We start from the raw sequence: 26,672 nt of genomic DNA on the forward strand, positions 1-26,672 counted from the left end.
CTTGGTCGCCTGCGATCTCGGTTGCCGGATCCATCTCTTCACCTCCTTATGACCTAGCCTGCCCCGCCGATCAGGGGGTGGCCAGACTGGTTTTGCACATCAACTGCAATTCATGCCGCCTGGACTGCGGCTCGATCACCGACTCGATGTCGTAGAACCGACCGCCCCACACCACCCGCATCTGCGAAGTGACGCCAGTCCGGTAGCGCATCCGGATACGCACGGTGGTTTGCGACTGCAGCGCCTGTGCCGCAAAGAATTCCCGCCCCTGTAAGGGTTCGACCGATGCCCAGACATCGGCCCAATGCGTCCAGGTGTAGATCGGCTGGCCCCAGTCGTCCTGGGTCATTTCGTAGTTCTGGATCTCGATGCGGTGGCGCAGGCGCCCGGCTGGCAGACTCAGCATCGCGGCACGCACCAGGGATCAAGCAAGGCGTCGGCAAATCCGCGCGGCAGCTCCGAAGCGGTGCCTGACACCAGTGCCTCGCGCTGCTCGTACCAAGTGCCAATGCGCAGCAGCATCCACTGCCGGATGGATGACGGAACTGCCTGCGCATTGCCAAACCCGCAGATCACGGTCACCGTGGCCGCTTGCGGCGTGGTCAAGGTCGGCGGCCAGCGCCCATCCAGGGTGTAGGCCGACGCACTGGTGAGGCTCTGGATCGGCAGCAATCCCTCCAGTCCGCCTCGCTCGCCCGCCGCCAATTCCAACTCCCAGGTCTGGGTGATCAGCCTTTGGCCCGTGAGGAACTCGACCTGCTCGCGGGCCGCACTGATGAGCGCCGTGATCAAGGCATCGTCGTCATTCAGATCGACCCGCAGGTGAAGCTTGGCCTCAGCCAGCGTCAGCGGCTCGCCCGCAGGTGGCACCGTCAGAGTCGCTTTCATCACGTCGCCTGCTGCAAGGCCTTGACGGCCCCGCCCACGTCGATCAGATTGCCGTCGTGGCGCGAGAACGCCAGGAAGCCCACCTGTCCTTTCTCGGTGTACTTGGAGTCGGTGAGCCGGAACAGGGACGCGGCCAGCACATCGCGGATCAGGTATTTGGAGAAATCCCCGAATAGCACCGCCTTGGCCTCGGAGGCCAGCACCGGAACGTGCTGGTTGATGGTGTAGGCGTAGCCCAGCACGGTGTCGGGTTCACGCACCGCCACGCCCGGCAGCCACAGCGGACGCTTTTGGTCGTCCTTGAGCTTCTTGATCGCCTTGAGCGTGCTGTCGTGGAACATGAAGCGGCAACGCCCCGCCTGCCGGTAGGCCGGATCGACGCTGTGCTCCAGGTCGATCAGTTCATCGAAGGTGATGGCCGCAGCGTTCGCAGCGGTCGCCCCGACTCCAGCCGCCGTCACGATACCGGTCGGTTGGCCCACGCCGGTGCCCACGGTGAAGTGCCGGTTGGTGATGCGCGCAATGCGCTGGGCCAGGCGCTGGTTGATGTGCGCCTCCAGATCGATCACCGCGTCCTGCAGCAATTCGAAGGGCACCGCCACCGACTTGGAGCTGTACTTGTAGGCCCCGATGGACTTAACACCGAAGGTGAAGTCCTGCGTCGTGACCGACTGGTTCTCGCCCACGATCTCGCCCTCCTCGGCGGTGGCATTGGTGGTCGGGTAGTTGATCGGGTTGCCGCTGGCCGTGGGCAAGGTGGTGGCCACCTCGCGCATGCCGCCAAACGCCGCCATTGCCTCGATCAGCTGCCGCGCCACGTCCGTGGGCACCAGATAGCCACCCTCGGCGGGCACCGTGGTACCCATGCTCGCCTGGATGCTGGCTGCCTTGCGGGCCACCGCTTGCTGCTGCTCGTAGCTCAAGGCGTTGATGCCGCCGCGCAGCCAGGCCACAAAGATGGCCTTCTCCTGCTGCAGCTGGTGGGCGGCTTCGTCGGTCGACACCCTGCGCTCGTCGCTGCGGCGTTCGGTGGCGGCGTGGTTTTGCGCGTCCAGGTCATAGGCCTTTTGCTGGCGCGCAATCTGGGCATCGAGCCGGTCGATGTCGGCGACCAGGCGGTCGTACTGTTGTTGCTGGACGTCCTGCCACTGATCGCCAGGGTGCTGGTCGACGAGGTTGCGCAGGGTCTTGGCATGGTGGGCGCGCTCTTCGCGCAGGGATTGGATGCTCATGGTTTTTCTCCGGAGATGCAGACGTAAAAAAAGCCGCCGGAGAGATCTCGGGCGGCGGGAAGGAACAGGACGGGAAATCGGTAGGTACAGGTCGCTGGCTCAGGCGCAGCGCTCGATCACGGCCAGGCGCCGCCATCGCTCACGCGCGTCACCCACAGGGGAGGCACGCGGCTGCAGGAACGGCGCGTCCGCGTAGGCCGAGAGGTTCCAGCGCTGCTGGGCTGCGGCCTCGGTACTCGCAGTGCTGGAATCGGTCACGCGATCCACCAGGCCCACCGCCAGCGCTTCCTGCGCGGTGAACCAGGTCTCCGCATCCATCCAGCGCTGGACGGTGGCGGGGTCTTGGCCGCTCTTGCGCTGGTAATCGGCGGCGATGCTGGCGTCGATCTTCTCCAACGTGAGGGCCATCTCCAGCAGGTCGTGGCGGTTGCCCAGCACCACGCCCCAGGCGTTGTGGATCATGAGGAAGGCGCCGTCGCTGATTTCGACCTCGTCGGCGGCCAGCGCCACGTAGGACGCGGCCGAGGCGGCCAGACCATCGATGTGGGCGACGATGCGCGCCGGGTGCGCGCGCAAAGCGGTGGCCATCGCGCGGGCGTCGAACACGTCGCCTCCCGGAGAGTTGACGCGCAGATGGATCACCGGCGCTTCAATTGCTGCCACATCCTGGGCGAAGCGCGCCGCATCGACCCCGCCCCAGGCGTCGGCACCGATCACGTCGTACAGCCAAAGGGTGGCATCGCCCTCTTTCTCGTTGGCCTGACAGGCGTAGCGCCGGGGCGTGTGGGCGTTGTCACGCAGCAGTTGCTGTAGTCGGTTCATCGGTTTGCGTCGTGGGTGGGGCATCATGGAAGTCCTTGGGTTGGGCCAGGTGGTCACCACCGGCCAGCGGCGGGAGGTTTTCCAGCTGGCGGATTTCGTTGGGGGTCATCCAGGCGGGGTTTTGCGTGCCGCCCAGCGCCCGGGTGTAGTACTCGGCGCGGGCCTTGGAGTCCCCGCGCAGCAGGCCCTCGACGTTGAACTCGACGAACAGCCGCTCGGTGCGGAAACACTTGCGGTTGATCTCCTGCTCGATGCGGTTGAGGTGCGGCGCCAGCGTGTACTGCACGAAGCCGATGCCTTGCTGCTCGATGCCCGAACCCCAGGAGGTGGACTTATCCGTCTCGCCTACCATGTGCGGCGGCACGCCGAAGGCGCGGGCGATGTCAGCCACCTGGAAGCGCCGCGCTTCGATCAGCTGCGAGTCCTGCGCCGAGAGCGTGACCTCCTTCAAGTCCGTGCCCTCGGTCAGCACGATGGGTAAGCTGGCGTTGTGCGCGCCGCCGTACTTGCTGGCCCAGATGCGCCGCAGGTTGTCGATCTGCTCCTGGGTCATCTTGCCGGGCACCTTGAGCGCCACGTCCGGATGCGCGCCACTGGCGAAGAAGCGTGAGCTGAAGGCTTCGGCCGCCAGCGCCAAGCCAATCGCCTCCCGGGCGGCGTGGCGAATCACGCTCATGCCCCGGGTGCCGTCAAAGCCAAAGCCCGGGATGTGCAGGATGTCGTCTTGGTCGCGCCCCAGCCACTGGCCATCGCGGAAGAACTCGTAACGCAACCGGCCGCTCACGTTGCGGATGCCGACGGCGCGGCTGTCCAGGGGAATGAGCCCTCGGATCGCCCCGCCCCGACCGCGTTCGATCTCGGCCAGGGCGTCGCCCGAGAGCAGCATCTGGGCCAGTAGGTATTCCCAGAACACCGCCGCCGATACCGTGGGGCACGGCTGCTCGTTCAGCAACCACCACAGATCATTGCGCACACGCTCTCGACCGTCATCGGTGCGCCGGTAGACGGCCAGCGGCAGGCTGGCGATGGCCCCGGCGATCAGGCGCACGCAGGCATAGACGGCCGTGACGCGCATCGCCGAGGCTTCGTTGACCGCCACGCCCGAGGCGGCGGGGCTACCGGCGAGCAGCTCGTAGAGCTCGGCGCTGCCCAGGGAAAGAGAATTGTTGACGGCAGGTGTCACGTCGTGGCCGCCCCGCAGGCGTTTGAAGAGGCTGCGAAGATTCATAGCGCCACAAATCCCTGTTCGATGAAGCCGCTGTCGCCGTTGTCCAGCAGCAGCCGGTTGAGCGCCATCAGCACCGCGATCACGCCGTCGATCTTGTTCTCTGGGCGCTCCTTGCGCGGGTAGATGTTGTCCTTGGCGTCGCGGTGGCAGACCACGTTGCTGACCATCCAGGTGAGCACCGGGTCGCCGTCGAACGCCCACTTGCCCTGCAAGACCAGGGCCTCGAGCTGCTTCATCGGCTCGGAGAAGTTCAGCACCGTGGGGCGCACCTCGATCATGGGCAGGCCCTCGGCCAGCATCCGGGTGGAGAACTGCGTGGCCTGGAAGGGATCGAAGGCCACGGCCTTGATCTCGAAACGGGCGGCGGCGTCCAGCAGTTCCGCCTCGATCAGTCCGAAGTCGGTGACGTTGCCCGGCGTGGCCAGCAGACGGCCCGCGTGCATCCAGCCCTGGTACTGGCTGTTGGCGGCGGCGAATACCGTGTCTTCCGGCAGGAAGTGGCGTACGAAGCCCACCACTTGGCCTTCACGCTCGAAGAGCAGCGCCATTGAGGCGATGTCCACCTTGCTGGCCAGATCGATACCGATCCAGCAGGGCCCCCCCTCGAAGTCCTCTGGGCGCACGTGGCTATCAGCGCAGCGCTCCCAGGCGCGGATGTCCATCCAAGCTGTGTCCACGCTCACCCAGTCGTTGCAGTGCTTGGTACGGAAGTTGTTGGTGGCCGAGGGCAGTTGCAGTGCCTTGGCTTGCAACGGCAGGATCACCTCGGGGCGTACCGAGATGCCCCAGTTGGGATTGGCTTTTACCAGCGCATCTTCCGTGCCCCAATCGTCGCCGTCGTCCAAACCATAGATGATGCCGAACTGGCTGTCGTCCTCGACCTGGCCGCCCAGCACGCGCGTCACAAAGGTGCGCGCTTCATAGCAGATGCCCGCCCGGTCCGATCCGGCCGTGGTGATCACCCACAACAGCGAGTTGTCGCGCTTGCCGGTGCCAGTCTCCACCACGTCGTAGACGGTGCGGGTCTTGTGCGCGTGCAATTCGTCGATACAGCCGAAGTGGATGTTCAGACCATCCAGCGTCGAGCCTTCGGCAGATAGGGCTTCGAACTTGGAGGCAGTGTTCAGTACGTGGATGTTGTGCGCTCCCACGGTCACGCCGTAGCGAGCTCTGAACCCCGACGACTTGCGTGCCATCTGCTGGGCGTCGCCGAACACGATGCGGGCTTGGTCGCGCGTGGTGGCCAACGAGTAGCACTCGGCGCCGCCCTCGCCATCGGCGGTGAGCATGTACAGGCCCACGGCGGACGACAGGGTGGATTTCGCATTGCCGCGCGGCACTTCGATGTACGCGCGCCGAAACCGCCGCCTCCCATCGCGCTTGACCCAGCCGAAGATGGTGGTGAGGATGAACATCTGCCAGGGCTCGAGCGTGATGGGCGTGCCGGCCAGCGGCCCCTTGATGTGCGGCAAGAGCTCGACAAAGGCGCACAGGTTGTCGACGGGCCGGTACTGGCGGCCCATGGCATCGGTGAGCACCGGGTTGAACCGGTAAGGCGAGGCGCGCCCCTTGAAGCGCGCCAGGTCATGAAGTTGTCGCTGGCAGGCCAGGCGCACCCACTGGCAGGCGGGGATGTCTCCCGCGACCACGGCTTGGGCGTAGCGCTGGGCCACGGCGGTGTAACTGCGCTGCGCCATCAGCCGCCCCCTGCAATCGCGCCCCAGGGATCATCGGCGGCGCTCGCGTCGCGCTTGACCACCACACGCGAGCGCGAGGCGGGGGTGAAGCCCATTTCGGCGGCAGCCTTGAGCATGATCTGCGCTTGGCGATTGACGATGGCCAGGTACGGGGACTGCATCGGAACGCCCGTGTTTGGTGCTTTGATCAGCATCCCGGTGCGGGCGAGTTTTTCGCTGGCCTCCTGATACAGATCGAAGGCCACTACCCAGACGGCGAATACTGAGGCATCAACGTCCTTGAGCAGGCCCGGCGGTGAGAGTTCGACTACCTCGCGCCAGGTGCCCTGCTGGCGCTCGGTGAGCCACGCAGGCGGCGCAGCCAGGTCGGCACGCGGCTGCGGCTCGTGGGCGTTGAGCGCACGTTTGCCGGGGTTGCCGGCGATCAGTTTCAAAGCAGTGGGTTTGGGCTTTCGGCCTCGCATGGGATATCTCGGTGCTGGGGGGAATCCCCCCTGTCACAAATTCGCGGCGACAAAAATTCGAGGGACCGCGCGGACACGGGCGCGGTGGTTCCAGACTTCGCCTCCCCCCGACCCCGAGGGGTTTCGGAGGTCAGCGGCGCGGATTACCGAAGCCGCCGTCCTCGCGGGCCGTCTTGGACGCGTGGCAGGAGGCGCACAGCGGCTGCAGGTTGCTGCGCTCGTTGTTCATGGCATTGCCGTCGGCGTGGTCAACAACGGTGGCCAGCTGCACCCGGCCTGAGCGTGCGCAATGCACACACAGGGGTTGCTCGCGCAAGACCTCGGCTCGCAGTGCCCGCCAGCGCGCATCTCCGGTGTGCCAGGCCCGTCGGGACTGACGGGCCTTGGCCCGGTCGGTGTTGTCCCACTGGCGCAGATCGTTCCGGTGACGCGGGCAGTAGCCACTGCCGTCCTCCACCAGCGCGGAGCAGCCAGGGTGGCGACAGGGCAAGGGAGCAGATCGGGGCATGGAATCTTTGTTGCGTGAAGGTCGGCAGAACGCTTGGCTTGGAGCGGGAACAGCGCGTTCATCACGTCACCCGATCAACCACTCCCAAGGAGCAGCAAATGACCACCACCCAACTCACCCCGGCCCAGCACGCCATCCTCGCCAAGGCCATCAACACCAGCAACGGCAAGATCGAATGGTTCCCCGACCACATCAAAGGCGGCGCGCGCAAGAAGGTGCTCGACGGCCTGTTCAACCGCGCCCTGATCACGCCCGATGGCGAGGGCTGGTGCGTTGCTGCCGAGGGCTACGACGCCTTGGGCATGCCGCGCCCAAAGCCCACGTCCTTGCCACAGCGTGCGTGTGATGCCGCCGTCTTAACCTCGACCGCATATCCCGAGTTGGAGGCCGACGTGGCCGCGTGTGAGGCCGAATGGGCCAAAAACAAAGCCCAGGGGCAAGTCAAACCACGCACCTGGGACAACAGCAAACAGGCCGAAGTCGTGCGGATGCTGCGACGCCCCGAGGGCGCGACCATCGGCCAGATCTGCACCGCCACCGGCTGGCAGGCACACACCGTGCGCGGTACCTTCGCCGGGGCCTTCAAGAAAAAGCTGGGCCTATCCATCGTCTCGGACAAGCCGCAGGGCGGCGAGCGGGTGTACCGCCTCGCCTGATCAGAAAGATCGAAAAAGAGGCCAAGCGGCGCTTGGCTTCTCAATCGAACAGCGCGTTACTACGGGTGTCGCAACGATCAACCCAAAGGAGCCAGAGATGAACACCACCACGCAAATTACCGCCACCCAGAACGAAGCCTGGGGCTTTTGGGGCACGATGAACGAACACGCCAGCGGCGCGTGGCCCCTGGCGATGAGCGCCATCTCGGACGCCACCGGCCAGCCGCTCGAATCGGTCAGGGTCTTCCTCGACAGCCGCCACGGACGCCACTTTGCAGACGACGTCCAGAACGGGCTTTACGAAGGCAAGGCCCTGGCGGACGCGATCAACGCAGCCACCCAACGCTGGATGGGCTGGACGATTGGCCGCCAGACCAGCAAGCAATACGGCATCCCGCGCGGCCTGCCTTACCTGACGGGCTTTGTGATTCACTGCGAAATCGTCGAGGAATCGCTGGCCGCCTGATCGAACACCGCGCCATCCGCCTCGCGGGTGGCCTGCTTGCCGGTGAAGTCCTCCCACCGGCGCACGATCACATCCACGTACTTCGGGTCGAGTTCGATCAGCCGCGCAGTACGGCCTGACTTTTCGGCGGCGATCAGTGTCGTCCCCGAGCCCCCGAACGGGTCGAGCACCACGTTGCCGGGTCGGCTCGAATTGCGGATCGCGCGTTCGACCAACTCCACCGGCTTCATCGTCGGGTGCAAGTCGTTCTTCTGCGGCTTCTTGATGTTCCAGACGTCGCCCTGGTCCCGGTCGCCACACCAGTGCCGCTGTGCGCCCTCGGGCCATCCGTACAGGATCGGCTCGTACTGGCGCTGGTAGTCGGCACGGCCCAGCGTGAAGGTATTCTTGGCCCAGATGATGAAGGTCGACCACTTGCCACCGGCGGCGCGAAAAGCGGCCTGCAGCACATCCAGTTCGCTGGACGACATCGCCACGTAGATCCCGCCCCGGCAATGCGACACGATGGACGTCAATGCCGCCAGCAAGAAGTCGTAAAACCCGTCGCCCAGGTTGTCGTTCAGGATCGCGCGATCCTTGCCGCGCATCTTGTCTTTGGCGCTGTTGGCGTAGTTGACGTTGTACGGCGGGTCTGTGAAAACCATGTCCGCCTGCTCACCTTGCAGCAAAGCGTCGTAGCTGGCGGCCACGGTGGCGTCGCCGCACAGCAGTCGGTGCGGGCCCATTATCCAGATGTCGCCCGGACGCGAGATGGGTGTCTCGCTGACCTCGGGCACCGTATCCTCATCGGTCTGGCCCTCGTTATCCGGTTCATCGCCCGCGATCAGTTCTGCCAGCGCGTCGGCGTCGAACCCAGTGATATCGAGATCGAAGTCTTCCAGCTGTAAGGCTTCCAGTTCGATGCGCAACATTGCGTCGTCCCAACCCGCGTTCTCGGCGATGCGGTTGTCAGCGATGACCAGGGCGCGGCGCTGCGTTGGCGTCAGGTGATCCAGCACGACCACCGGTACGATCTCCAGTCCGGGTTTCTGGGCGGCGACCAAGCGTCCGTGACCAGCAACGATGACGCCGTCGCTGCCCGCCAGGATCGGATTGATGAATCCGAACTCCGCGATGCTGGCGGCGATCTGCGCCACCTGCTCCTCGGAATGGGTGCGCGCGTTGCGAGCGTAGGGCAGCAGCTTGGCGGTCGGCCACTGTTCGATCTTGTCGGCCAGCCAGTTCATGCCCTCACCTCGGCATCAGAGGTGGCGCCGCGTTCGGCGGCGACCTGTTCGAACGACTGGTCTGTTGCCAGCAGCGTGACCGGCACACCGGGATGGTTCTGCTGGAAGCGCTTGATGGCCACGTCCACGTACTCCGGAGCTATTTCCACACTGCGGCAGATGCGGCCCGTGCGCTCGGCAGCCAGCATCGTTGTGCCGCTACCGCCAAAGGGCTCGAACACGATATCCCCCACGTCCGTGTAGGCCTCGATCACGAACTCCGGCAGCGCCACCGGAAACACGGCGGGGTGGTCAATGTCCTGACCGATCTTGCCCTTGTGGCGCATCACGCGGATCACGCTGTCGGGGATGCGCGTGTCCTGCGTCGGCTGGCCCTTGTGCGTCCACCCGCCGACTTCGCCGTCCTTGCCCCGCATCGCCGTGGACGAGCCATCGGCGCGCAGGTGTGATTCCCGTCCGGCATGCTTGCATGGCACGATTTTGTGGGGTTTGCGGCTCTCCCGATTGAAGTGGAAGATGAATTCGAAGCTCGGCGCGAAGCGGCCTGCCCAGTCGCCGGGCATCCCCGGCCCCTGATCCCAGACGTACCACGCAAAGCGCCGCCAGCCCTGCTGACGCATCCAGCCGAGCCATGTATCCCAGTACGGGATCACCTCATTGTCTCGGTGAATCAGCCCAAGATTGACCAGCACCTGCCCGGTGCTCGCCATTGGCAGGTGCGCGAACACGCCCCGCATCAGGCCGTCCCAATCTGTGATGCCGCCAGAGGTGTAGTCGCGCTGGTTGCCGTAGGGCGGCGATGTGAAGCACAGCCTCGCCGTGCCGCCATCCATCAGCGCAGCGACCACAGCCCGGTCGGTGGCATCGCCACAGATCAGCCGGTGCGACCCGATGGCCCAGATATCGCCGGGACGGGACGCCGCCACGACAGGGACATCCGGTATGTCGTCCGCCGCATCCGGTTCGTCGGCATCAGGCTCCGGGTCGGTACCGGCGTCGGTCACCTCACCCGTGAGCAGCGCCTCAATCTCAGCATCCTCGTATCCGGTCAGAGCGAGGTCGTATCCCGCCTCGGACAGATCAGCCAGTTCCAGGGCGAGCATTTCTTCGTCCCAGCCCGCATCCAGTGCCAACCGGTTGTCGGCGATCACGAGTGCCCGCTTCTGCTCGACGGTTAGATGGGCCAGTTCGATCACCGGCACCTGATCCAGCCCCAGCTTGCGAGCGGCGGCAAGACGCCCGTGCCCTGCGATGATGCCGTTGTCGCCGTCGACCAGGATCGGGTTCGTCCAGCCGTACTCGACGATGCTGGCCGCGATCTTGGCGATCTGGCTTTCGGCGTGCGTGCGCGGATTGCGGGCGTAGGGAATCAGCGCCTCGACCTTGCGGTACTCGACGTTGAGCGTGTTCAAAGTGGGAATCCCAAAAGCAAAACCCGCCGAGCGTTGCCGCCGGGCGGGTTGGTTGAATGAAAATTCTGGTGGGGTGGTAACTGTGCCTGGGGGTGGTAACTGGAGTCGGTAACCTGGCCGACTGGTAACCTTGTCCGCGACCTGACGCTAAAAAAGCGTCGCGCTCGCGCCCCCCGCATGGCATCTTCGGAAGGAAGGACCCCTTTTGCCTCAGGCTGTCTGGGATGCCTGCACCGCTGTCCAGAACGTAGCTGAAATATTAGCGGCGACAGCCTGTTTTGTTGCGGCGTAATCTCGCTCGAAAAGGGACAAGCGCCGCAACCGAAGGACAAACCCGGCAGCCACTACCCGACGTTGCTCACGTTCTTGGAGGGCGGCTACGCATCCTCGCCGTTGAGACGGTCGGTGACGGTCTGAAGAGCCTTCTGCCAGCGCCGCCATGCCGTCGTCCGGTCGCAAGCGAATCGAATCGTAATGTCGCGCCAGCCGTAGCGCTTGGCCCGCATCCACACCAGGTGGCGTTGCTCGACCTCCAGCCACTGGACCCAGCGCATCGTCTCCAGCATCCGGTCCACGGCCTCTGGGCTTGGCGGGAAGGGTCGGTAGACCTTCTCGTCAGCCGCGAACGCCTCCCACTCCTTGCGCACAAAGGCTGGCCAGGTGTTGAAGTAGCCCTGCACGCGCACGGGTGGCAGGCGTCGTCCGGCGGTGGCCGCCTCCTCAAAGCGTGCCGCCACGTCCTCGACGGTCCAGTCAGCCACGGTGCGGCCCTCCCGTTCCGTAGAGCCGTTCGCCGATGCGGCGGACGAACTCCCGTTCGACGAAGTCCAGCCGCTCGTCGGACGCGTTGACCACCAGGATGTGCTGATCACGCCAGCCACGTTCCTTGATGGCGTCCAGATCGGTGGCCTGGGGTTGCAGCCGCCCGAGGGGGCAGCGGTACTGCGGTGTGGGAACTTTCACGTCACACCTCCTGGCCGTCGTCGTGATGCTGGATCGCCCAGTGCAGCAGCGCCAGGGCATCGGCCTCGTTGTCATCGACCGGCGCGTACCCGCGCGCGGTGACAGAAGCGAACACATCGTCCTTGCCGGCGTTGCCCTTGCCGGTCGCGTGCTTCTTGATCGTGCCGACGGGAACGCCCTGGTATGGGATTTGGTGGTGCTCGCACCAAGCGGTGAGCGTGGCAAGAAAGCCGCCATAGGCGTGCGCCGCGTCGGTCGAGACGTGACGACGAACTTCCTCGAAGTACAGCGCGCTGATGACGTCGGCGTGAGACTTGATCTCGGTGAGCCAGCGCTTGAATCGGAGGAAGCGCATGCCGCCGCCTTCGAATCGTTGCGGGCGGAAGCTCTCGCTACCACTTGTGATGTGGCCGTCACTGCTGCGCAGCGCCCAGCCGGTTCGGGTGCCCAGGTCGAGGGCCAGAAGAGTCGGGTTCATGGATGCAGTCCTTGTTTGGGGACTGACACATCGGACAGACCGCATCGAAACCCGCTTGAGGCGCGTGCACGCGCGCCCGCGCGGGAAAACTTACGACGTGGACCGTCAAATCCGTCAGTCCGATCGGTGGTCATGGGGGTCAGTGATCGGCGTAGGGGGTGTAGGCGGGCGCGGGCGGGTGCTTGAGGCCCACGCCTCGGAAGCCGCGCAGCCCCACGGTGTTGCGCCACTTCTCCACGCCACGCGTGAGCAGCAGGTCAGCAAAGCGCTTCTGGGAGCCGGCGAACTCACCGGCGGACTCGGCCCACTGCTTCCAGTCGGCAAAGAGTTCGCTGGTCAGTGACTTGGCATTGGCGTCGAGCACGCAGCGCTCGTCGAGCCAACGGCCCAGCGCGTCCTCGGCTTCGAAGTACTCTTCGGTCGCTTCCACCACCTGTTGCGGCGGATCGAGCCGACCCAGGCGCTGCCAGTCCAGGCAGCCCTGCACCGCCCAGGCCAGGATGCCGTCTCGCTCAGCCAGCAACTTCTGCTGCAAGTGCTTATCCCGGCGCTCGGGCGGCACGGTGATCGTGAACGGGATCAAGTGCAGCCGCCGTTTCATCGCCTCGTCGATGTTGCGGATGGCCGGCTTGTGGTTGCCAGCGACGAAGAGCTTGAACTGCGGAAAGAACTCGAAGAAGTCCTGGCGCATGAAGCGCGCGGAGATCTTGTCGCCGCCCGTGAGGCTCTTGACCTTGGATTCGGCCCACCGCCGCCCTTGCTCCGTCTCGATCGCTGCCACGAAACGCGCGCCGCGTAGGCCAGCCATGTCAGTCGGATGCCGGTCGGTACGGGTCTCCATGAAGGTGTCCATCGGCGCGTTCGACGCGTAGTCGCCCAGGATCGTGGCCAACGTGTTGACGAACACAGATTTGCCATTCGCACCGGTCCCGTAGAGAAAGAACAGCGCGTGCTCCTGCGTTGATCCGGTGAGCGCGTAGCCCGCCATGCGCTGCATGTACGCCTGCAACGCGTCATCGCCGCCAGTCACTTCGGCGATGAACTGCCGCCAGGTCGGGCAGTCGCCGGCCGGCGTGGCAGTGGTGATCTTGGTCATCCGGTCTGCCCGGTCGTGCGGGCGCTGCCGACCCGTCTTGAGATCGACAACACCGCCCGGCGTGTTGAGCAGCCAGGAATCGGCGTCCCATTCGGCCGTGGTTGCGGCATGTCGCCGATCCGCGCGAGCCAGCCGTTCCACGCCGCCAACGGTGCCAGAGGTGGCCAGTTTGGCCGCCACCTTGGGGTTATCGGCCTGGACGGCTGCATGCCGGCAGACGCCGCGGATGAGATCAGTCGCGGCCAGCGTGTCCTCGGTGCGCCAGCGCTGACCATCCCACACCAACCACCGTCCCCACGCGGCAACGTAGCGCCAGTCACGGTGGTAGCGACGAGTGAAGGCCAGCGCCAGTGCGTCTTCGGTACCCCATACCGATTCGTCAGTACCGACCACCGGCTCGCCGGGGTCCGCGATGTCGTGCATCTGCACACGCGGGCCGTGGGCCAGGAAGGCCGCCACGTCGAAGCCTTCGGACATGGCGTCGGCCGCGTCCCAGCCCTCGGCGGCATCCTCGGGTGGGTAGAGGATGTGGCAGGACTTGGCGCCGGCGGACAGGATGGCCTGAGCCGCTTGCACCGCGTACTCCCAGCCCGGCTTGTCGCGGTCGGGCCAGACAAGTACCGCCTTGCCGGCCAGCGGCGACCAGTCAGTCTTGTCCACCGGCGCGTTGGCGCCGTGCATGGCAGTGGTGGCCACGATGCCAGCGTCGATCAGCGCCTGCGCGCACTTCTCGCCTTCGACGAGCACGACCTGCGCTGCCGTCGTCAGACCCAGCTGGTTGTAGAGGGGGCGCGGCTCGGGAGGGGCCATCTTGCGGCGGCGCGCATCCCAGGGACGGAATTCCTTCCTCTGGCCGGGCGGGTCGTAGCGGTAGACGACCGCGATCAGTCGGCCAGCGGCGTCGAGGTAGTCCCACTTGGCGGTGGCCGGACCAAGGTCATCGACCGGAGCCTCCTTCTTCGGCCGACGCGGCGCGACCGGCCGAGCGCGACCGATCAGGTCAGCGGCAACACCGAGCACGCGCGGGAAGTCGGCGTGGACGTCCGTGCCGATATGGCGGGCGATCACGTCGAAGATGTCACCGCCGTCGCCCGTAGCACGGTCGGTCCACAAGCCGGCCTTTTCGCCTTCGAGCACCACTTCAAGGCTGTCGCCGGGGCTGCCCATCACGTCACCGATAAGGAACTTGCCTCGCCGCTTCTTGCCGGCAGGAAACAGGGTGAACAGCACCGATTCGAGCCGGGCCAACAAGGCAGCGCGGATCTGATAGCGCTCGGCATCGAGGCTGCGCTCCGGGGCGGGAGCAACGTCGTTGAAGTCGATCATTCGCCCCCCTCGGCTTTGCTTGGCCGCAAAGCATCACGCCCCTGCGCAGCGGTGCTGTGAGCCGCCCATGCAGACAGTTCTGACAGCCGGTACCGAACGAGCCCGCCCAGGAGGTAGTGCGGAATGCGGTACTTGCTGCGCATCGCCGGGTCGGCGAACCAGTAGTACGGAAGCCGCAGCGACGCGGCCGCTTGCTTGGCGTCGATCATCGGTTCGACGGCCATGACGGCATCGGGCTTGGTGCTCATGCCTGACTCCTCCAGCACCGGTCCTGCCACGGGCACATCCGGCATTCAAAGTGGGTAGATTCGGAGAACGAGCGCGGCAGCAGATCACCGGCCTCAGTCGCGGCGATCACCTTGACCGCGCGGTCCGACATGCGCTGCGCGAGCGCCGCATCGAAGGGCACCAGCTCGGCGTAAATCTCCATCGTGTCTGCGTTGACTGCGGTGAACAGCGCCGGGTGTTCGTGCAGATCAAGGTAGGCCTGGTACAGCGCCACCTGGGCCGCATACACGGGCTTGGCGACAGCGAGCCGGTACTTCTCCAACTCGCGCCATGACTTCGAGCCCAGGCACTTGTTCTCCCACAGCGCCGGATACCCGAAGCCATGACCCAAGTCGGGACCGGCCACGATCACGCCATCGACGTGCCCCTGCAGGCGGCCGTCCAAGGCGGTGAAGCCGAACTGGTCGCCGTTGGCCTTGCGTGTGCGCAGATCGAAGCCCGCCGCACGCAGCCACGTCACCGCGCAGTCCTCCATGACGTGACCGCGCTCGAAGATGCGCAGGATGCGCCCGTCAGTGTCGCGGCCGGCATCGACCGGAGCCGCGGCGTACTCGTACTGCAATGCACGCTCGCACTCGGCCCCGAGGCGCGATGCGCCCAGATAGGTGCGTCGCGGCTGCGCTGCCCGGGCGCGCTGCATCCCGGTATCGATCAACGCGGTCAGAAGGCCAGAGAGACTGGCCGAGGAGTTGAAGTCCATCATGGCTTCTTCCCCTTGGTCTGCTGCCCGGGATGTTCCCAAGGCAGGTCGTCGGCCATGTCGGCGAATGGGCTCGCATCCGCCCTCATGGGGTCGGGCGTTGGCGTCATTCCGCGCACTGGGGGGTACTTGGTCGCCTCATGGTGCTCGACCATCGCCTCCGTGTAGCAGGTGACGATGGCGTCGATAACCTGCAACGCCTCTGCCTCCGCGTACTCACCGAGTGGCTTGGCAAAGCCGATCTCGCCTGCCGCTTCGCCGAAAGCCTTGAGGCACTTGCGCATGGCGGCAAGCTCGACGTCAGACGGATCGATCATGGTGACCTCCGTCTCGTTTCGCGCCCCTTCCTTCACGCGCAGCCAGTTGCCGTAAAGCGCGTGAAACGCCTCCTGGCAGCGACGCGAGCAGAACACCCAGTCGATGGGGTAGCGCCGGGGATCGCCGACACCGTGCCGGTTGTCGGTGTGGCCGAAGCCCCGGGCCTGTCGTTTGCAGACCCAGCATTTCATCCGCCCCCCTCACTGCGCCCAGGCGGGCTTGCCAGGGACGGCAGGGCGGACTGCCTGCATGGGAGCCGCCGGTGCAGATGCAGAACGCGTCACCGCAGCGGGTACAGGCGCCGCGCCCAACGCTTGGGCGTAGTCCGCCTGGTCGGGCTCGACCGCCATCTTCACGACGTTGCGCAGTTCGCCGCGCCCGTCCTTCTCGATGTCAATGCGCGCAACGAACTCCAGGCCATCGAGCTCGTGGAAGCCCTGGATGCGGCGGGCAGCGGCGGCCTGCGGCGAACTGTCCTGAGGTCGGATGTTGCGCGCAGAGTTCAGCGCGGCACGGACGAAGCTCCGCCCCATGTTCCCCCACGCCGGTCCCTTTGGGCTGTGCAGGCCGACATTGCTCCACATCTTGCGGCGGGCGTACTCGCCCTCCAGCACGACGAACTCGCAGGCCAGGTAGACCGAGCCGGTCTCGAAACTCTGCGTGGCGTATCCACCGGTCCAGCCCTGCACCGGGTCGTCGTATCCGCCGGGCTTGATAGTCATCCGGACTCGGGCGACCGTGCCCTTGGGGATCAGGTCGAAGGTCTGCTGCTGTTCGGCGTCGTTGAAGTCGCTCCAAGCGGTCATGGCTTATTCCTTGGTGGTGTTCGGGATGTGGGTGGCGGCGGCGCACTTCTCGATCAGCGCGCGCAGGTCGGGCGGCTCCAGCTGGTCGAGCTGGCCTGAGCGGTCCTTGGCCGGGTAGCCGTAGGGATTCAGGGTGTGGGTGACGAAGGAGCGGTAGGGGCTGCCGTCCTCGGCCTTGATCTCGGCCAGCGTCACGACCTCGTCGACGATCCCCGGCAGCTCGGCCGCCGTCTTGGCGCCCTCGATCTGCGGGACGAACACCTTGCGGTTGAAGTCGTCGACACGCTCGTCGAGGATGGCGACGAAGACGACGTGCTTGCCACGCGCGTGCTGAAGATGCGTAAGCGCGGTCAGCATCTCGGTGCCGAGCAAGCCGTAGGCGCCGCGCGTGTCGGGCTTGCCAGTGCGCTCGGACACAGCCTGCGGCTGGGCCTTGGCCCAGATCAGCGCCAGCCGCGCCAGCACGGTGATGCTGTCGACGAAGTAGGTGTCGTACTTGGCCAGTTGCGCCGGGTCGCCGTAGCGTTCGCAGACGTGGCGGTAATGCGCCTCCGAGAACGGTGCCTCGGGCGGCAGCGCCGGATTCGGACCGGCGAGGAACACCACGAGATCACGGAACTCCGGCCAGGTGGTCGGACGCACACAGTCGCCGCGCCAGTCCTTGACGGCCAAGTCGCCGGCCTCCAGATCGACGAACAGAGTCGAGGCCTCGGGCAGTGTCTTGAGCTGGGTGGTCTTGCCGATGCCGCTCTTGCCCAGCAGCACGAGTTTCACGCCCTGCTTCTCGCGCAGCCGTTGGTCGGCGGTGATGATGGGAAGTGCCATCACGCCACCTCCTTCAGCTGCTCGGCGACGGCGGGGTTCCAGAGAATCTGGTAGCCGCTGTGCCCGTTGCGCGAGTACGGCATCGCTTCGGCCCAAGCCTCGCCGGACTCGGTCAGCTCCCACTCGTCGCGTTCGTTGCGGAACTGCAGGCCGTGCTGGGCCAGACGCTGGTTGGTGGCCTTGGCAGACAGGCCGAGCAGCTTGCCGAGCTGAGTGGCGTTGAGCGAGCAGATCGCCTCGTTCGCGGCCGGCAGAGCGCGCCGCAGGGTCTCGACCGCCAAGCCCGTGTTCTCGTGGATGCAGGTGAGCGTGGCCGCCATCGCGATGCCGGGCTTCACCCCGGGAACCTTGGCGACGGCCTCGCCGATCAGCAGAATCGAGCACACACGGTCTTGGGTCGGGGCAGGCAGTGCCGGTGTTCCAGACAGCGCGTAGCGACCCGTCTTGCGGATGGCCGGCAGCACTTCGTGGGTCACCCAGCGCTTGAAACGCTTGGCCTCGGGCTTGCGGCTCTTGAGGATGGCCGAGTACAGGCCGGATTCGTTGATGACCAGCATCTCCTGATCGCCCGAGGGGGTACGCACAATCTGCGTACCCTTCTCGTCGTCATCGAGCGAGCGGGTCATGTCGCTGGCCATGCGGTAGTCGAGCGACTGGGCGACATCCGCCGCGACGAACCAAGGCTCGCCTTGTGCGTCGGTGACAACACGGACCGGCCGGCCCTCGAAATCGAACGGAATCAGTTCGTTGTTCATGGATCAGTCCTCCGAGGTCAAGGTCAGCCGAAACGTGGGTTTGCCAGGCTTGACCGTGCGCGCGGCCTCGAATTGCGAGCGCAGAGCCGCGGGCCAGTTGTTGAAGCGCGACTCGGAGACGCTGAACTCGACGTCCAGGTAGTCCTCGACCTTCTCGCCGGCCTCGGCGATGCGCCGAGCGGTGGCAGCGAGCTGCGCCTGGTCCCAGGACACGCGCTTCGGGGTGTCGACCGTGACGCGCAGCGGGCCGTCCTGGAGATGGATGACGCCGAAGTCCTTGCCGGCCTCGAAGCGCGCGGCGCGGACCTGTTCGCCATAGGCCGCATCCAGCGCCACGTCGAACTTGGCGCGCGCCTTCTTGAGCCAATCAAGGGCTTCGTCGAGGTTGCGGGAGATCTCGGCCTTCTGGTCAGGCGGAAGCGCTGCCAATTGGCCGACCGACATCGCGGCAATGTCGGCGGGGAATACGGTCAGGTCACTCATGGCCGTCTCCCTCACTGGTACGCCCGAGCAAAGGTCGAGTAGCGCGAGACGCGCCGTTCGAAAGCTTCGACTTCGGAGATCAGGTAGGTGACGCGGGCGCCCAGCTTGCAGAAGACTGGGCCGAGCTGCTCTTGACGCCAGCGGCGTAGGGTCTTAACCGACAGGCCCCAGCGGGCCGCCAGCTCATGCTCGTTGAGGGCGAGGCGGACTTCGCCTGCAGATTGCGTCCAGCGTGCAGATTGGCTGCGCGTCTGAACAGAAGGGACTCGGGTATTCACGAGATGTGCTCCTGTGTAGTGAAAGGGCACGTCTCATTCTTCGAATCGGTCTGTAGGTCGTCCGCTGATGTTTTGTAGGTCGAATGTAGGTGGACGCCAGAAGCAGAACGGGCTGCCCAAGGGCAGCCCGCACGGCGTTGACTCCTCCAGATGTAGAGATCAGAGCAGCAGCATCCAACCCCGGGACTTGTCGGGTGGATGCCCGATGTACTGCTTCCAGGTATCGCCAGTAAAGAGCTGGGCAGGAGACTTGCTGCTCATGCCTTCGAACAGCGCGCCACCGGTCACAACCGGATTACCTGCGCGATGCGCTTGCATCAAGCGCTCGACCACCAGAACTTGTTTGCCCCCGACGAGAGAGAACGGCAGCTTGCCAGGGATGATGAGCGTGGCCGTTTCCTTGCCCGCGATATCGCAGGTGATGCGCAGATCAGGAACGGCCGCTGCGAAGGCTCGCTGGCGACCATCGCGCAGGATCTGCATCAGCCGTGTCTGGTCGACGGTGATTCCAGCTTCGTCCGCTGTCAGGACATCAGCCAGCTGCGCGATGACGTTCGCCCCGAGGAACTCAGGACAAACCCCCGTGGCTGTCAGAACCACACCCCAGCCCGACTGACCGTCGCCGCGCAGACTGCTGTCTACAGAGGCAATGACATCCATTCGGTCAAGGCAGCGAGCCAGGTGCACCGGAACATCGTCGTTTCCGTCGACCAGCGTACCGAGCTTCACGACGGGACCGGTTGACCGCGGCGTGCGCCCCATGCGCATCGCACTGCGCAACCCCTTGATGACACGCTCGGTGAGCCAGTCCCGCTTGACCTCGAATCGCTCCAGCTCGCTGGGATCAACCGCAACCAGGAGTCCGGTCTGCGGGTCGTCAAAGACCAGCCGCCCTTCAATCGAACGCACTGGCGCCTGGAGTACCGTCCCATCGTCGCGAACTCGGGTCACAAATGATGCCCGCGCCTTCGGAACCAGGAAGCCCGCCGACCGCAGCACGGAAACGTCCGCGCCCCAGTTGTGCAGTTCAGCGCGGGACACTTCCGCACAATCCGACTCATACAACCGCAGCATCGCGCTGAACTGCCCGGCCTCGCTCGCGGCATCGAGTGGCGCGACCGATCTGACGATGCCGTAGGCCTCAAGAACCGCATAGCCCAACTCGCGGTCGCGCGGGTCCTGACGGCTTGCTAGGTTGCAACGATTAGGCGCGCTCAGCGTGATCGGCAGGTTCACCTCCTTACCGTTACGTTCGAACCGCAGGTTGATCACGACCCGGCTGATCAGCGTTGCCCGGCTGAAGATGTTGTTGTCGCCGAGCATGGCGCGCGCTGCGGTATCGATGTCGTCGTCCTTGTCGACCTTTACCACCACACGGCGCTTGAGGTTCTGCGGCCGCGCTTCGGCCTCGACCACTCGAACGTCCAACACACCAAGATGTTCCACCTCTGCTTGCGACAGATGAAGCGACCGATAGAAGCGCTCCAGGTTGTACTGGCGAAGCGACATCGGCCTACCTGACAGATCTGATCCCGTCGCGACTTCCGCGAACGCAGCGGCGATCAGCGGACGCTCGGCTGCCTGCTCGGCGAATACCTCGATCCGTTTCTGGGCAGGTTCGAATAGCAGTGTTGCTTCGACCGGAGGCTTGTAGTGGATGGGCTGTAGAGAGAGATCGGGCAAGGTGTCCTGGACGCTGCTGGTCATTCCGGCATGCCGGATCAAGAACATGTGTAGTGAAGGCGAACCCGCACCGTCATCAGACTGGGAGACCTCGAAGTGCTGAATGAGGCAAGGACCGGAGATCTGCAGCTGCTCCTTGATCTTGGTCTCGAACGCGGCCTTGGCGGCTTCGTTCCACTCGAATTGCGCCAGTTGGTCGCAGTCGACCTCGAAGGCTTCATAGAGGCGACCGAAGTTCCGATAGTGCTCGGCGAAGTGGAATCGCTCGGCCTCCTCGAACAGCTGGGGCACCCGAATCAGCAGGAACACCGATCTCCCAAGGTCGTCGGTCTGTGCATCAAAGCCGGCACGTAGTCCGCCTTCCGGATCATCGAATTTGTAGATGTCGCGCTCGACGACTTTGATTGCCGCGGGGCCTTTGCCTTCGGCCAATGCGATAACCCGTCGCGCATCGCCTTCAAGCCTCGACAGGGATTCCGTGGTCAGATGTCGGCAGCCGTCGGCCAGCGCCCGTCGAGCCTGGGCACACGTCTGGGCATCGGCCTCAGGCGTCAGTTGCGCGAGCGCGGACGTAACCCACGGCTGACCTGCCAGGTCGCTGACGCTGTCGCAAAGCGTCCGAATGGCACCAAGGGATGCGGTTTCAACAAACCGATGGAACGAGGCAGTGTTCTTTTTCGCCTGGGTCATTGTTCGTTCTTGTTGTTCAACCTTCCTGTCAGGGGATGATCCCGAGACGGACCTTCACCTTGATCTCATCGAGCCACCGCTGGCGGTAGTGGCGAGCCATTTGGTCGATCTGAACTCGGCCGACGCCGGCTTGCTGGGCCAATTGCTCCAGAGACGTCACCAGATCGAGCCAGTCGAGACGACCGGCGGCGACGATCGCCGCCTTGTCCGCCGTCGATAGCAGCAGCTTGACTGTCCCCATCAATCCTTGGTCATGGAGCCAGGCCAGCAAGTGAAGCTCCCCGGCGTCGAGTCCAGCGCTGGCCGGATGGGCAAGCCCGAACCGGGCGATGGTGCGTTTGTCGACCGGGTGGCGCGCCGACAAACCTGCGACCAGAACGTCGCGATCGACAGCTACGTGGCGCGGATCAGTCGGGTCCCCTGTCAGGGCCTCCTCGACGCACTTCTCGACGGTTTCAATCGAAAAGGTCGTTGCCAGTGATGACCAGCACCCAACGCGGAAGGCTTCGAGGATGACATTGGTGTCGACGAAAACGCGGACCCGGGCGTGAGGAGCGACGACCTGCTGCATTCCGGGCGCACCTCAAAGCTCATAGGGCGCAGCCAAGGAGTGCTCAGCAAACAGGTCGACCAGCTGCGTGAGGCTCATGCCCATCGCCTTAGCTGCCTTACGCGCCGACAGCCTCCCATGGTCGATCGCCCGATGCAGCATCGCAACGAACACAGGCGAGAAACGCTTCGGAGTTGCAGATCGCGAGAGCCGCTGCCGCTCAGACAGGAGCGCCTGGCGCGTCGGCTCCGTGATCCATCGCAGGTTGAACAGCCGCCACGCCAGCGCTGCTGGCGCCACGCGAAGTTGGGCTGCAATCTCCGCTAGGTGGGCTGCGTCGTCGATGCGGCGCCGGTCAATCAGACGGTCCAGCGATGCCGTCGGCATGAGCAGCGCAGCCGCGAAGTTGTTGGCCAGTTGCTCGATGCGCTTGCCCCGGGAGCGGTCCTCAACCGAGTTCGATTCCCGGTGGTCGGGCTGCATCGCGTCCCAAGTCAGCGCATGGAACAGCTCATGCGCGAGGTCGTAGAAGCGCCGCGATTCAGGCTCGTTACGGTTGATAAGGATGACGCCCAGATCCTGCAAGTGGCAGGTCGCGCCTGAAATCGACTCGCCTTCCTCGGTTTGGACGGTATCCACGAACAGCACCGGAATGTCGAGACCGCGCTCCACGCGCTCGATCAGGCGCTCGGCGGGCACATCACCCAACTCCAGCGCCTGTACGAGGCTTTCGGCCCGCGCCTGGGCATCCTCGAACGAGGACTGCGCGGTGAGCCGCAGGCTGTGCTTGAGCGGGCCTTGCTGGTTCTCTGACGCCCTCAGCCATCGCAGGAGCCCGATCCACTGGCCCGCCTTTAGCTCGAACGCGTCCAGGCTCGCCTCGTCGATCTCGGGAGCTGCGCGCCAGTTGAACTGAGCCTCGCCGGTGACAGCGAACGGGTCCAGAAAGAACTCGACGTCGCGGTCGAGCACGTCGGACAGCAGGACCAACTCATCTGGCTTCACCAGCCGCTTGCCCTTCTCGATGTCCGACAGCGTCTGCCGATCGTTGATGCCCATCGCGGCAGTCAACTGTTCTTGCGTCCAGCCCTTGCCCTCGCGTGCAGCTTTCACGCGATAGCCCACCAAGCGAGGGGAAAGACGGTCGAGCATGGCAGTCCTCTGAGGAAAGAACCGCATTTTATTCTTGCGAAACAAGATTCGCAAGATAAAGACGCGTTGCTATGCGTTGCCATCCGTTTCGGACGGCCTCGCGGACCATCACTGACGGTTTCGACTCCCTAGATCCGTCATGAAGAACCTCGAACTTACATCTCCCGCGGAGATGCAGCCCGCCGCCCGTGCTGCTGAGATCACTTGCATCCTTGCGGCAGCCATCGTCCGCGGCACCCCCGCCGAGCCTCCAACAGAGAGTCCGGTTGACCTTGGCTTCTTGCCCGACCAGCGCGTTCATGCAACCCCCTATCCAACGGAGAAGTTGTCATGAACGAGAAGTCAGCGTCCATTGCGGCGCGGATCGCCGACCTGGGTCATCTCCCGATGGCCGAGCTGTGGGTCCTGTGGGACCGGTACTTCGAGCGCCGGCCCGAACATCCGAATCGCACGCACGTCGAGTCCCGCATCGCCTACAAGCTGCAGGAAGAAGCCTTCGGCGGACTCGCACCCGAAACGCGCCAGCGCCTTGAGGCCATCGGCGTCAAGCACTCCAAGATCAAACTGCGCGCGCGCCCGCGCAAGTTCGACTTCGCGCCAGGCACTGTGCTGCTGCGCGAATGGGGCGAGCGCGAGCATCGGGTGACGGTCGACGCCGACGGTCACTTCGAATACGAAGGCCGCCGCTTCAAGAGCCTGACCGCCGTGGCGCGGCACATCACCGGCCAGCATTGGAGCGGCCCGCTGTTCTTCGGCCTGAAGGGAGGTGTCTGATGGCGGAGATCGCATCCTCGAAGCCGCGCAAACGCTGCGCGGTCTACTGCCGGGTGTCGTCGGATGAACGACTCGACCAGGAGTTCAACTCCATCGACGCGCAGAAGGAGGCGGGCCATGCCTTCATCGCCAGCCAACGCGCCGAGGGGTGGATTCCGGTCGTCGACGACTACGACGACCCCGGCTACTCCGGCGGCAACACCGAGCGGCCGGCCCTCAAGCGTCTGCTGGCCGACATCGAGCGCGGGTTGGTCGACATTGTGGTGGTCTACAAGATCGACCGCCTCACGCGCAGCCTGGCCGACTTCTCCAAGATGGTCGAGGTGTTCGAGCGCCAGGGCGTGTCCTTCGTGTCGGTCACGCAGCAGTTCAACACCACCACCTCGATGGGGCGGCTGACGCTGAATATCCTGCTGTCCTTCGCCCAGTTCGAGCGCGAGGTCACCGGCGAGCGTATCCGCGACAAGATCGCCGCCGCCAAGAAGAAGGGAATGTGGATGGGCGGCGTGCCCACCATCGGCTACGACGTGGTCAACCGCCAACTGGTGGTCAACCCAGCCGAGGCGGCGGTGGTGCGGCGGATGTTCGAAGAGATGCTGACCATCGGATCACCCACGCAGATCGCCGCCCGGTTGACTGCCGAGGGCGTCACGACCAAGGCATGGACGACCCAGGACGGCCGCGTGCGTACCGGCACGCGCATCGACAAGAAGTACATCCACAAGGTGCTGCGCAACCGCATCTATCTCGGAGAACTGTCAAATCGCGGCCAGTGGTACCCGGCGCAGCACGAACCGATCATCGAACGCCAGCTGTGGGATCAGGTGCATGCGGTGCTGGCCCGCGACAGCCACGCGCGGTCGGTGGACACCAAGATCCGCTCGCGCAACGACGCGCTGCTGCGGGGGCTGCTGTACGCGCCGACGGGCGAACGCATGTACCCCACGTACTCGCGCAAGAACGGCCGCAAGTACCAGTACTACGTCTCCAAGTCTGAGAGCCGGTTCGGCGCACCCGGCAAGAGCTACGAGCGCCTGCCCGCCGGCGAGATCGAAGCGGCGGTCGTGGCCCAGATCCGGACCGTGCTCACCAGCCCCGAATCCGTCGCCGCCGTCGTGCGCCAGGTCCAGCGCCAGGGCGCGCCCATGGACGAAGCCGCCGTCGTGATGGCGATGGGGCGGCTGAACGACGTGTGGGATCAGCTCTTCCCGGTCGAGCGGCACCGCATTGCCAACCTCATGATCGAGCGCATCGACCTCGTCCACACCGACGAGATGCAGGGGATCAAGGTGAAGTGGCGCGAACTGGGCTGGGACGCTTTGATTGGCGAGTTCGCGCCCAGGAGCATCGGCGCCGAGTTGCTGGAGGTCGAAGCATGATAGACGGAGTTCGCGAAACCTTTGTGCCGCTGACCCTGCGGCGGCGCGGCGTGCGCCGGCTGGTTCAGCACAAGGCCGAGGACCGGGACACGCACGACAGCACGCTCATCGAAGGGATGGCAAGGGCCTTCCACTGGCAGCGGTTGTTGGACAGCGGCGCCATGCCGAGCGGCTCGGCCATTGCGCGTGCCGAAGGGCTGCACCACTCGGTGGTCAACGAACTGCTGCGCCTGACGCTGCTCGCGCCCGACATCGTTGAGCTGCTGATGGCCGGGCGACAGCCGCGCCGGATGAGCCTGATCTGGTTCCAGCGCAATCCGCTGCCGGTGGACTGGGCGGCGCAGCGCGAGATCGTGCGACGCTTCGAGGAGGCCGCGTGAGCACCAAGCACCGCGGACGCTTCGAGGGGGCGCTAATCACCCAGAAACTCCCGGCGCCGGCCGGCGGCGTGAAGCTGGAAACCTTTCTGCCCTGGCGGCTCGTCCAGAGTGGCACCCGGCGCGCGGTGATCCCACCCCCTGGGGTCCGGACGGCCGTCGAGGCGCACTCGACCTGGGCCGCTCCCGTGCGCACCGAGATCCCGGACACCGCACTCCTGCGAGCGCTTGGGCTGGCGCACCACTGGCAGCGGCTGCTCACCGAGGGACGGGTTGCCTCGGCGGCCGAGATCGCCATAGCCGAGGGGATGGACGTCTCGCAGGTCCATCGCCTTATGCGGCTGACCCTGCTGGCCCCCGAGTTAGTGGAGCGCCTCGCCGCCACCCCCGAGCTCCCCGTCGAGCGACTGCTGGGTCGCCCGTGGCCCTATGGCTGGGCCGAGCAGATCCGGGTGCTGGCCTCGATGCCCTGACGGGCCCTGTCATCACATCGCCGCCGCCTTCGGGCGGCCTTTTTGCGGCCTGACGATCTCTCTCGGTCACCGCCGCCGGGCAGTTGCCGACTGCAACCGGCGCCGCTAAGTCCTTGATGGAGCACGTACAGGTCCCCGGAGTCCTCCACGGACACTGAGCGAAAAACAGAGAACAGAGAGGCCGTGAGGGGCGAAGGCGGTCCGAGCTCAAAGGCTGCGTCCGCAAGATCACGCCGTGAACACGCGCCAACACGCGGGGAACGCGCAAGAAAAAAGGCCAACCGATAAGGGTTGGCCTTGGGTAAATGGTGGAGACGGCGGGAATTGAACCCGCGTCCGGAAGCCCTCTACGGTAAGTTCTACATGCGTAGCCAGGTCTATTTAGTTTTAACCGTTGCACCGCCGACTGGCAGGCTGAACAACGGCGAGTCACCTAAGTTTAACACTCAACCAAGTAACCCGATTGAGCGCGATCTCATGTAAAGAGACGCTGCTGCGGTTTGACCCGCCTAACCCATGAGCAGATTAGCGCAGCGTCCGGCTGGATTAAGCAGCCAGAGCGTAAGTTTCGTCGTTGGCGACTATTTAAATTCAGCGTTTTACGGGAGTCTGAGATCCCGGCATGCCCTTAGCCGCTTTGCAACCCCCGTCGAAGCCATGTCGTCCCCGCTGGGTAAAG

The 26,672-nt window shown here is 65.1% G+C and carries 31 protein-coding genes and 1 other RNA gene; 6 read left to right on the forward strand and 26 right to left on the reverse strand.

Features of this window, described 5'->3' with window-relative positions:
- Window positions 1–70: 70 nt before the first annotated feature.
- From ACFOW7_RS01185 to ACFOW7_RS01220, 8 genes are all read right to left on the reverse strand, one after another.
- Window positions 71–406 (reverse strand): phage head closure protein, encoded by a 336-nt coding sequence (locus ACFOW7_RS01185; protein WP_350330024.1) that lies wholly within the window; start codon window positions 404–406, stop codon window positions 71–73.
- Complete coding sequence (locus ACFOW7_RS01190; protein ID WP_378160148.1) at window positions 400–888, reverse strand: head-tail connector protein; 489 nt, start codon at window positions 886–888, stop codon at window positions 400–402. The genes ACFOW7_RS01185 and ACFOW7_RS01190 overlap by 7 nt, the downstream gene beginning before the upstream one ends.
- Complete coding sequence (locus ACFOW7_RS01195; protein ID WP_378160150.1) at window positions 888–2,120, reverse strand: phage major capsid protein; 1,233 nt, start codon at window positions 2,118–2,120, stop codon at window positions 888–890. Before ACFOW7_RS01195 ends, ACFOW7_RS01190 begins: the two co-directional genes overlap by 1 nt.
- A gap of 99 nt (window positions 2,121–2,219) precedes the next feature.
- Entirely contained in the window at window positions 2,220–2,942 is a 723-nt protein-coding gene (locus tag ACFOW7_RS01200; protein ID WP_378160152.1) for a head maturation protease, ClpP-related, read from the reverse strand.
- Window positions 2,914–4,170: a phage portal protein gene (locus tag ACFOW7_RS01205; protein WP_324567257.1), complete on the reverse strand. Its 1,257-nt coding sequence runs from the start codon at window positions 4,168–4,170 to the stop codon at window positions 2,914–2,916. The genes ACFOW7_RS01200 and ACFOW7_RS01205 overlap by 29 nt, the downstream gene beginning before the upstream one ends.
- A complete protein-coding gene (locus tag ACFOW7_RS01210) occupies window positions 4,167–5,867 on the reverse strand; it encodes a terminase large subunit (protein ID WP_378160154.1) in 1,701 nt (566 codons plus the stop codon). Before ACFOW7_RS01210 ends, ACFOW7_RS01205 begins: the two co-directional genes overlap by 4 nt.
- Window positions 5,867–6,301: a phage terminase small subunit P27 family gene (locus ACFOW7_RS01215; RefSeq protein WP_378160156.1), complete on the reverse strand. Its 435-nt coding sequence runs from the start codon at window positions 6,299–6,301 to the stop codon at window positions 5,867–5,869. Before ACFOW7_RS01215 ends, ACFOW7_RS01210 begins: the two co-directional genes overlap by 1 nt.
- A 160-nt stretch (window positions 6,302–6,461) precedes the next feature.
- Window positions 6,462–6,647 carry an HNH endonuclease gene (locus tag ACFOW7_RS01220; RefSeq protein WP_378160158.1) on the reverse strand — a complete coding sequence of 62 codons (186 nt, stop codon included), beginning with the start codon at window positions 6,645–6,647 and terminating at the stop codon, window positions 6,462–6,464.
- Window positions 6,648–6,937: 290 nt separating this feature from the next.
- Between ACFOW7_RS01220 and ACFOW7_RS01225 the strand changes: the two genes are divergently transcribed.
- Window positions 6,938–7,495, forward strand: a complete 558-nt coding sequence (locus ACFOW7_RS01225; RefSeq protein WP_378160160.1) for a DUF3489 domain-containing protein — start codon at window positions 6,938–6,940, stop codon at window positions 7,493–7,495.
- 97 nt (window positions 7,496–7,592) lie between these two features.
- A complete protein-coding gene (locus ACFOW7_RS01230; RefSeq protein WP_378160163.1) occupies window positions 7,593–7,961 on the forward strand; it encodes a hypothetical protein in 369 nt (122 codons plus the stop codon).
- Here ACFOW7_RS01230 and ACFOW7_RS01235 read toward each other — a convergent pair.
- The 17 genes from ACFOW7_RS01235 to ACFOW7_RS01315 all read right to left on the reverse strand — a co-directional run bounded on the left by ACFOW7_RS01235 (window position 7,925) and on the right by ACFOW7_RS01315 (window position 22,990).
- Entirely contained in the window at window positions 7,925–9,187 is a 1,263-nt protein-coding gene (locus ACFOW7_RS01235; protein ID WP_378160165.1) for a site-specific DNA-methyltransferase, read from the reverse strand. The genes ACFOW7_RS01230 and ACFOW7_RS01235 overlap by 37 nt on opposite strands.
- Window positions 9,184–10,599, reverse strand: a complete 1,416-nt coding sequence (locus ACFOW7_RS01240; protein ID WP_378160167.1) for a site-specific DNA-methyltransferase — start codon at window positions 10,597–10,599, stop codon at window positions 9,184–9,186. Before ACFOW7_RS01240 ends, ACFOW7_RS01235 begins: the two co-directional genes overlap by 4 nt.
- Window positions 10,600–10,976: 377 nt before the next feature.
- The gene (locus ACFOW7_RS01245) at window positions 10,977–11,360 is read right to left on the reverse strand and encodes a DUF6362 family protein (protein WP_378160169.1); all 384 of its coding nucleotides are present in this window, start codon (window positions 11,358–11,360) and stop codon (window positions 10,977–10,979) included.
- Window positions 11,353–11,562 (reverse strand): hypothetical protein, encoded by a 210-nt coding sequence (locus ACFOW7_RS01250; protein WP_378160171.1) that lies wholly within the window; start codon window positions 11,560–11,562, stop codon window positions 11,353–11,355. Before ACFOW7_RS01250 ends, ACFOW7_RS01245 begins: the two co-directional genes overlap by 8 nt.
- A 1-nt stretch (window position 11,563) precedes the next feature.
- The gene (locus ACFOW7_RS01255; RefSeq protein ID WP_378160173.1) at window positions 11,564–12,040 is read right to left on the reverse strand and encodes a crossover junction endodeoxyribonuclease RuvC; all 477 of its coding nucleotides are present in this window, start codon (window positions 12,038–12,040) and stop codon (window positions 11,564–11,566) included.
- A gap of 139 nt (window positions 12,041–12,179) precedes the next feature.
- Window positions 12,180–14,462 (reverse strand): phage/plasmid primase, P4 family, encoded by a 2,283-nt coding sequence (locus ACFOW7_RS01260; protein WP_378160175.1) that lies wholly within the window; start codon window positions 14,460–14,462, stop codon window positions 12,180–12,182.
- Complete coding sequence (locus ACFOW7_RS01265) at window positions 14,459–14,710, reverse strand: hypothetical protein (RefSeq protein WP_287497597.1); 252 nt, start codon at window positions 14,708–14,710, stop codon at window positions 14,459–14,461. The genes ACFOW7_RS01260 and ACFOW7_RS01265 overlap by 4 nt, the downstream gene beginning before the upstream one ends.
- Window positions 14,707–15,453 (reverse strand): hypothetical protein, encoded by a 747-nt coding sequence (locus tag ACFOW7_RS01270; protein ID WP_378160178.1) that lies wholly within the window; start codon window positions 15,451–15,453, stop codon window positions 14,707–14,709. Before ACFOW7_RS01270 ends, ACFOW7_RS01265 begins: the two co-directional genes overlap by 4 nt.
- Window positions 15,450–15,959, reverse strand: coding sequence for a DUF6511 domain-containing protein (locus ACFOW7_RS01275; RefSeq protein WP_378160180.1), 510 nt, complete (start codon window positions 15,957–15,959; stop codon window positions 15,450–15,452). The genes ACFOW7_RS01270 and ACFOW7_RS01275 overlap by 4 nt, the downstream gene beginning before the upstream one ends.
- 9 nt (window positions 15,960–15,968) lie before the next feature.
- Entirely contained in the window at window positions 15,969–16,574 is a 606-nt protein-coding gene (locus ACFOW7_RS01280; protein WP_378160183.1) for a hypothetical protein, read from the reverse strand.
- Window positions 16,575–16,577: 3 nt separating this feature from the next.
- Window positions 16,578–17,399, reverse strand: coding sequence for an ATP-binding protein (locus tag ACFOW7_RS01285; RefSeq protein WP_378160185.1), 822 nt, complete (start codon window positions 17,397–17,399; stop codon window positions 16,578–16,580).
- On the reverse strand, window positions 17,399–18,154 hold the full coding sequence (locus tag ACFOW7_RS01290; RefSeq protein ID WP_287497602.1) for a BRO-N domain-containing protein: 756 nt from the start codon (window positions 18,152–18,154) through the stop codon (window positions 17,399–17,401). The genes ACFOW7_RS01285 and ACFOW7_RS01290 overlap by 1 nt, the downstream gene beginning before the upstream one ends.
- Before the next feature lie 3 nt (window positions 18,155–18,157).
- Complete coding sequence (locus ACFOW7_RS01295; protein WP_287497603.1) at window positions 18,158–18,637, reverse strand: hypothetical protein; 480 nt, start codon at window positions 18,635–18,637, stop codon at window positions 18,158–18,160.
- A gap of 11 nt (window positions 18,638–18,648) precedes the next feature.
- A complete protein-coding gene (locus ACFOW7_RS01300) occupies window positions 18,649–18,915 on the reverse strand; it encodes a helix-turn-helix transcriptional regulator (RefSeq protein WP_378160188.1) in 267 nt (88 codons plus the stop codon).
- Between the two features lie 159 nt (window positions 18,916–19,074).
- Window positions 19,075–21,288, reverse strand: a complete 2,214-nt coding sequence (locus ACFOW7_RS01305; RefSeq protein ID WP_378160190.1) for a hypothetical protein — start codon at window positions 21,286–21,288, stop codon at window positions 19,075–19,077.
- 28 nt (window positions 21,289–21,316) lie between these two features.
- A complete protein-coding gene (locus tag ACFOW7_RS01310) occupies window positions 21,317–21,859 on the reverse strand; it encodes a hypothetical protein (protein WP_378160192.1) in 543 nt (180 codons plus the stop codon).
- A gap of 12 nt (window positions 21,860–21,871) precedes the next feature.
- Entirely contained in the window at window positions 21,872–22,990 is a 1,119-nt protein-coding gene (locus tag ACFOW7_RS01315) for a helix-turn-helix domain-containing protein (RefSeq protein WP_378160193.1), read from the reverse strand.
- A gap of 330 nt (window positions 22,991–23,320) precedes the next feature.
- Here ACFOW7_RS01315 and ACFOW7_RS01320 point away from each other — a divergent pair, with 330 nt between their 5' ends.
- Genes ACFOW7_RS01320 through ACFOW7_RS01335 form a run of 4 tightly spaced genes read left to right on the forward strand, consistent with a single transcriptional unit; the run spans window position 23,321 to window position 25,993 of the window.
- The gene (locus ACFOW7_RS01320; protein ID WP_105761265.1) at window positions 23,321–23,764 is read left to right on the forward strand and encodes a DUF2924 domain-containing protein; all 444 of its coding nucleotides are present in this window, start codon (window positions 23,321–23,323) and stop codon (window positions 23,762–23,764) included.
- Entirely contained in the window at window positions 23,764–25,143 is a 1,380-nt protein-coding gene (locus tag ACFOW7_RS01325; protein WP_378160195.1) for a recombinase family protein, read from the forward strand. Before ACFOW7_RS01320 ends, ACFOW7_RS01325 begins: the two co-directional genes overlap by 1 nt.
- The gene (locus tag ACFOW7_RS01330; RefSeq protein ID WP_287497611.1) at window positions 25,140–25,523 is read left to right on the forward strand and encodes a site-specific recombinase resolvase; all 384 of its coding nucleotides are present in this window, start codon (window positions 25,140–25,142) and stop codon (window positions 25,521–25,523) included. The genes ACFOW7_RS01325 and ACFOW7_RS01330 overlap by 4 nt, the downstream gene beginning before the upstream one ends.
- Entirely contained in the window at window positions 25,520–25,993 is a 474-nt protein-coding gene (locus ACFOW7_RS01335; RefSeq protein WP_378160197.1) for a hypothetical protein, read from the forward strand. The genes ACFOW7_RS01330 and ACFOW7_RS01335 overlap by 4 nt, the downstream gene beginning before the upstream one ends.
- Before the next feature lie 306 nt (window positions 25,994–26,299).
- Here the strand turns inward: ACFOW7_RS01335 and ssrA are convergent.
- Window positions 26,300–26,661: a transfer-messenger RNA gene (gene ssrA / locus ACFOW7_RS01340) on the reverse strand.
- Window positions 26,662–26,672: the final 11 nt, after the last annotated feature.

The sequence above is a fragment of the Chitinimonas lacunae genome (assembly GCF_042650885.1).
Taxonomy (GTDB): Bacteria; Pseudomonadota; Gammaproteobacteria; order Burkholderiales; family Chitinimonadaceae; genus Chitinimonas_A; species Chitinimonas_A lacunae.

Bases quoted from the DNA above. Each gene is read 5' to 3' on its own strand.
- ACFOW7_RS01185 (WP_350330024.1), bottom strand. From the start codon at position 406: ATGCTGAGTCTGCCAGCCGGGCGCCTGCGCCACCGCATCGAGATCCAG.
- ACFOW7_RS01190 (WP_378160148.1), bottom strand. From the start codon at position 888: ATGAAAGCGACTCTGACGGTGCCACCTGCGGGCGAGCCGCTGACGCTG.
- ACFOW7_RS01195 (WP_378160150.1), bottom strand. From the start codon at position 2,120: ATGAGCATCCAATCCCTGCGCGAAGAGCGCGCCCACCATGCCAAGACC.
- ACFOW7_RS01200 (WP_378160152.1), bottom strand. From the start codon at position 2,942: ATGAACCGACTACAGCAACTGCTGCGTGACAACGCCCACACGCCCCGG.
- ACFOW7_RS01205 (WP_324567257.1), bottom strand. From the start codon at position 4,170: ATGAATCTTCGCAGCCTCTTCAAACGCCTGCGGGGCGGCCACGACGTG.
- ACFOW7_RS01210 (WP_378160154.1), bottom strand. From the start codon at position 5,867: ATGGCGCAGCGCAGTTACACCGCCGTGGCCCAGCGCTACGCCCAAGCC.
- ACFOW7_RS01225 (WP_378160160.1), top strand. From the start codon at position 6,938: ATGACCACCACCCAACTCACCCCGGCCCAGCACGCCATCCTCGCCAAG.
- ACFOW7_RS01230 (WP_378160163.1), top strand. From the start codon at position 7,593: ATGAACACCACCACGCAAATTACCGCCACCCAGAACGAAGCCTGGGGC.
- ACFOW7_RS01235 (WP_378160165.1), bottom strand. From the start codon at position 9,187: ATGAACTGGCTGGCCGACAAGATCGAACAGTGGCCGACCGCCAAGCTG.
- ACFOW7_RS01255 (WP_378160173.1), bottom strand. From the start codon at position 12,040: ATGAACCCGACTCTTCTGGCCCTCGACCTGGGCACCCGAACCGGCTGG.
- ACFOW7_RS01260 (WP_378160175.1), bottom strand. From the start codon at position 14,462: ATGATCGACTTCAACGACGTTGCTCCCGCCCCGGAGCGCAGCCTCGAT.
- ACFOW7_RS01265 (WP_287497597.1), bottom strand. From the start codon at position 14,710: ATGAGCACCAAGCCCGATGCCGTCATGGCCGTCGAACCGATGATCGAC.
- ACFOW7_RS01270 (WP_378160178.1), bottom strand. From the start codon at position 15,453: ATGATGGACTTCAACTCCTCGGCCAGTCTCTCTGGCCTTCTGACCGCG.
- ACFOW7_RS01275 (WP_378160180.1), bottom strand. From the start codon at position 15,959: ATGAAATGCTGGGTCTGCAAACGACAGGCCCGGGGCTTCGGCCACACC.
- ACFOW7_RS01280 (WP_378160183.1), bottom strand. From the start codon at position 16,574: ATGACCGCTTGGAGCGACTTCAACGACGCCGAACAGCAGCAGACCTTC.
- ACFOW7_RS01285 (WP_378160185.1), bottom strand. From the start codon at position 17,399: ATGGCACTTCCCATCATCACCGCCGACCAACGGCTGCGCGAGAAGCAG.
- ACFOW7_RS01290 (WP_287497602.1), bottom strand. From the start codon at position 18,154: ATGAACAACGAACTGATTCCGTTCGATTTCGAGGGCCGGCCGGTCCGT.
- ACFOW7_RS01295 (WP_287497603.1), bottom strand. From the start codon at position 18,637: ATGAGTGACCTGACCGTATTCCCCGCCGACATTGCCGCGATGTCGGTC.
- ACFOW7_RS01305 (WP_378160190.1), bottom strand. From the start codon at position 21,288: ATGACCCAGGCGAAAAAGAACACTGCCTCGTTCCATCGGTTTGTTGAA.
- ACFOW7_RS01310 (WP_378160192.1), bottom strand. From the start codon at position 21,859: ATGCAGCAGGTCGTCGCTCCTCACGCCCGGGTCCGCGTTTTCGTCGAC.
- ACFOW7_RS01315 (WP_378160193.1), bottom strand. From the start codon at position 22,990: ATGCTCGACCGTCTTTCCCCTCGCTTGGTGGGCTATCGCGTGAAAGCT.
- ACFOW7_RS01320 (WP_105761265.1), top strand. From the start codon at position 23,321: ATGAACGAGAAGTCAGCGTCCATTGCGGCGCGGATCGCCGACCTGGGT.
- ACFOW7_RS01325 (WP_378160195.1), top strand. From the start codon at position 23,764: ATGGCGGAGATCGCATCCTCGAAGCCGCGCAAACGCTGCGCGGTCTAC.
- ACFOW7_RS01330 (WP_287497611.1), top strand. From the start codon at position 25,140: ATGATAGACGGAGTTCGCGAAACCTTTGTGCCGCTGACCCTGCGGCGG.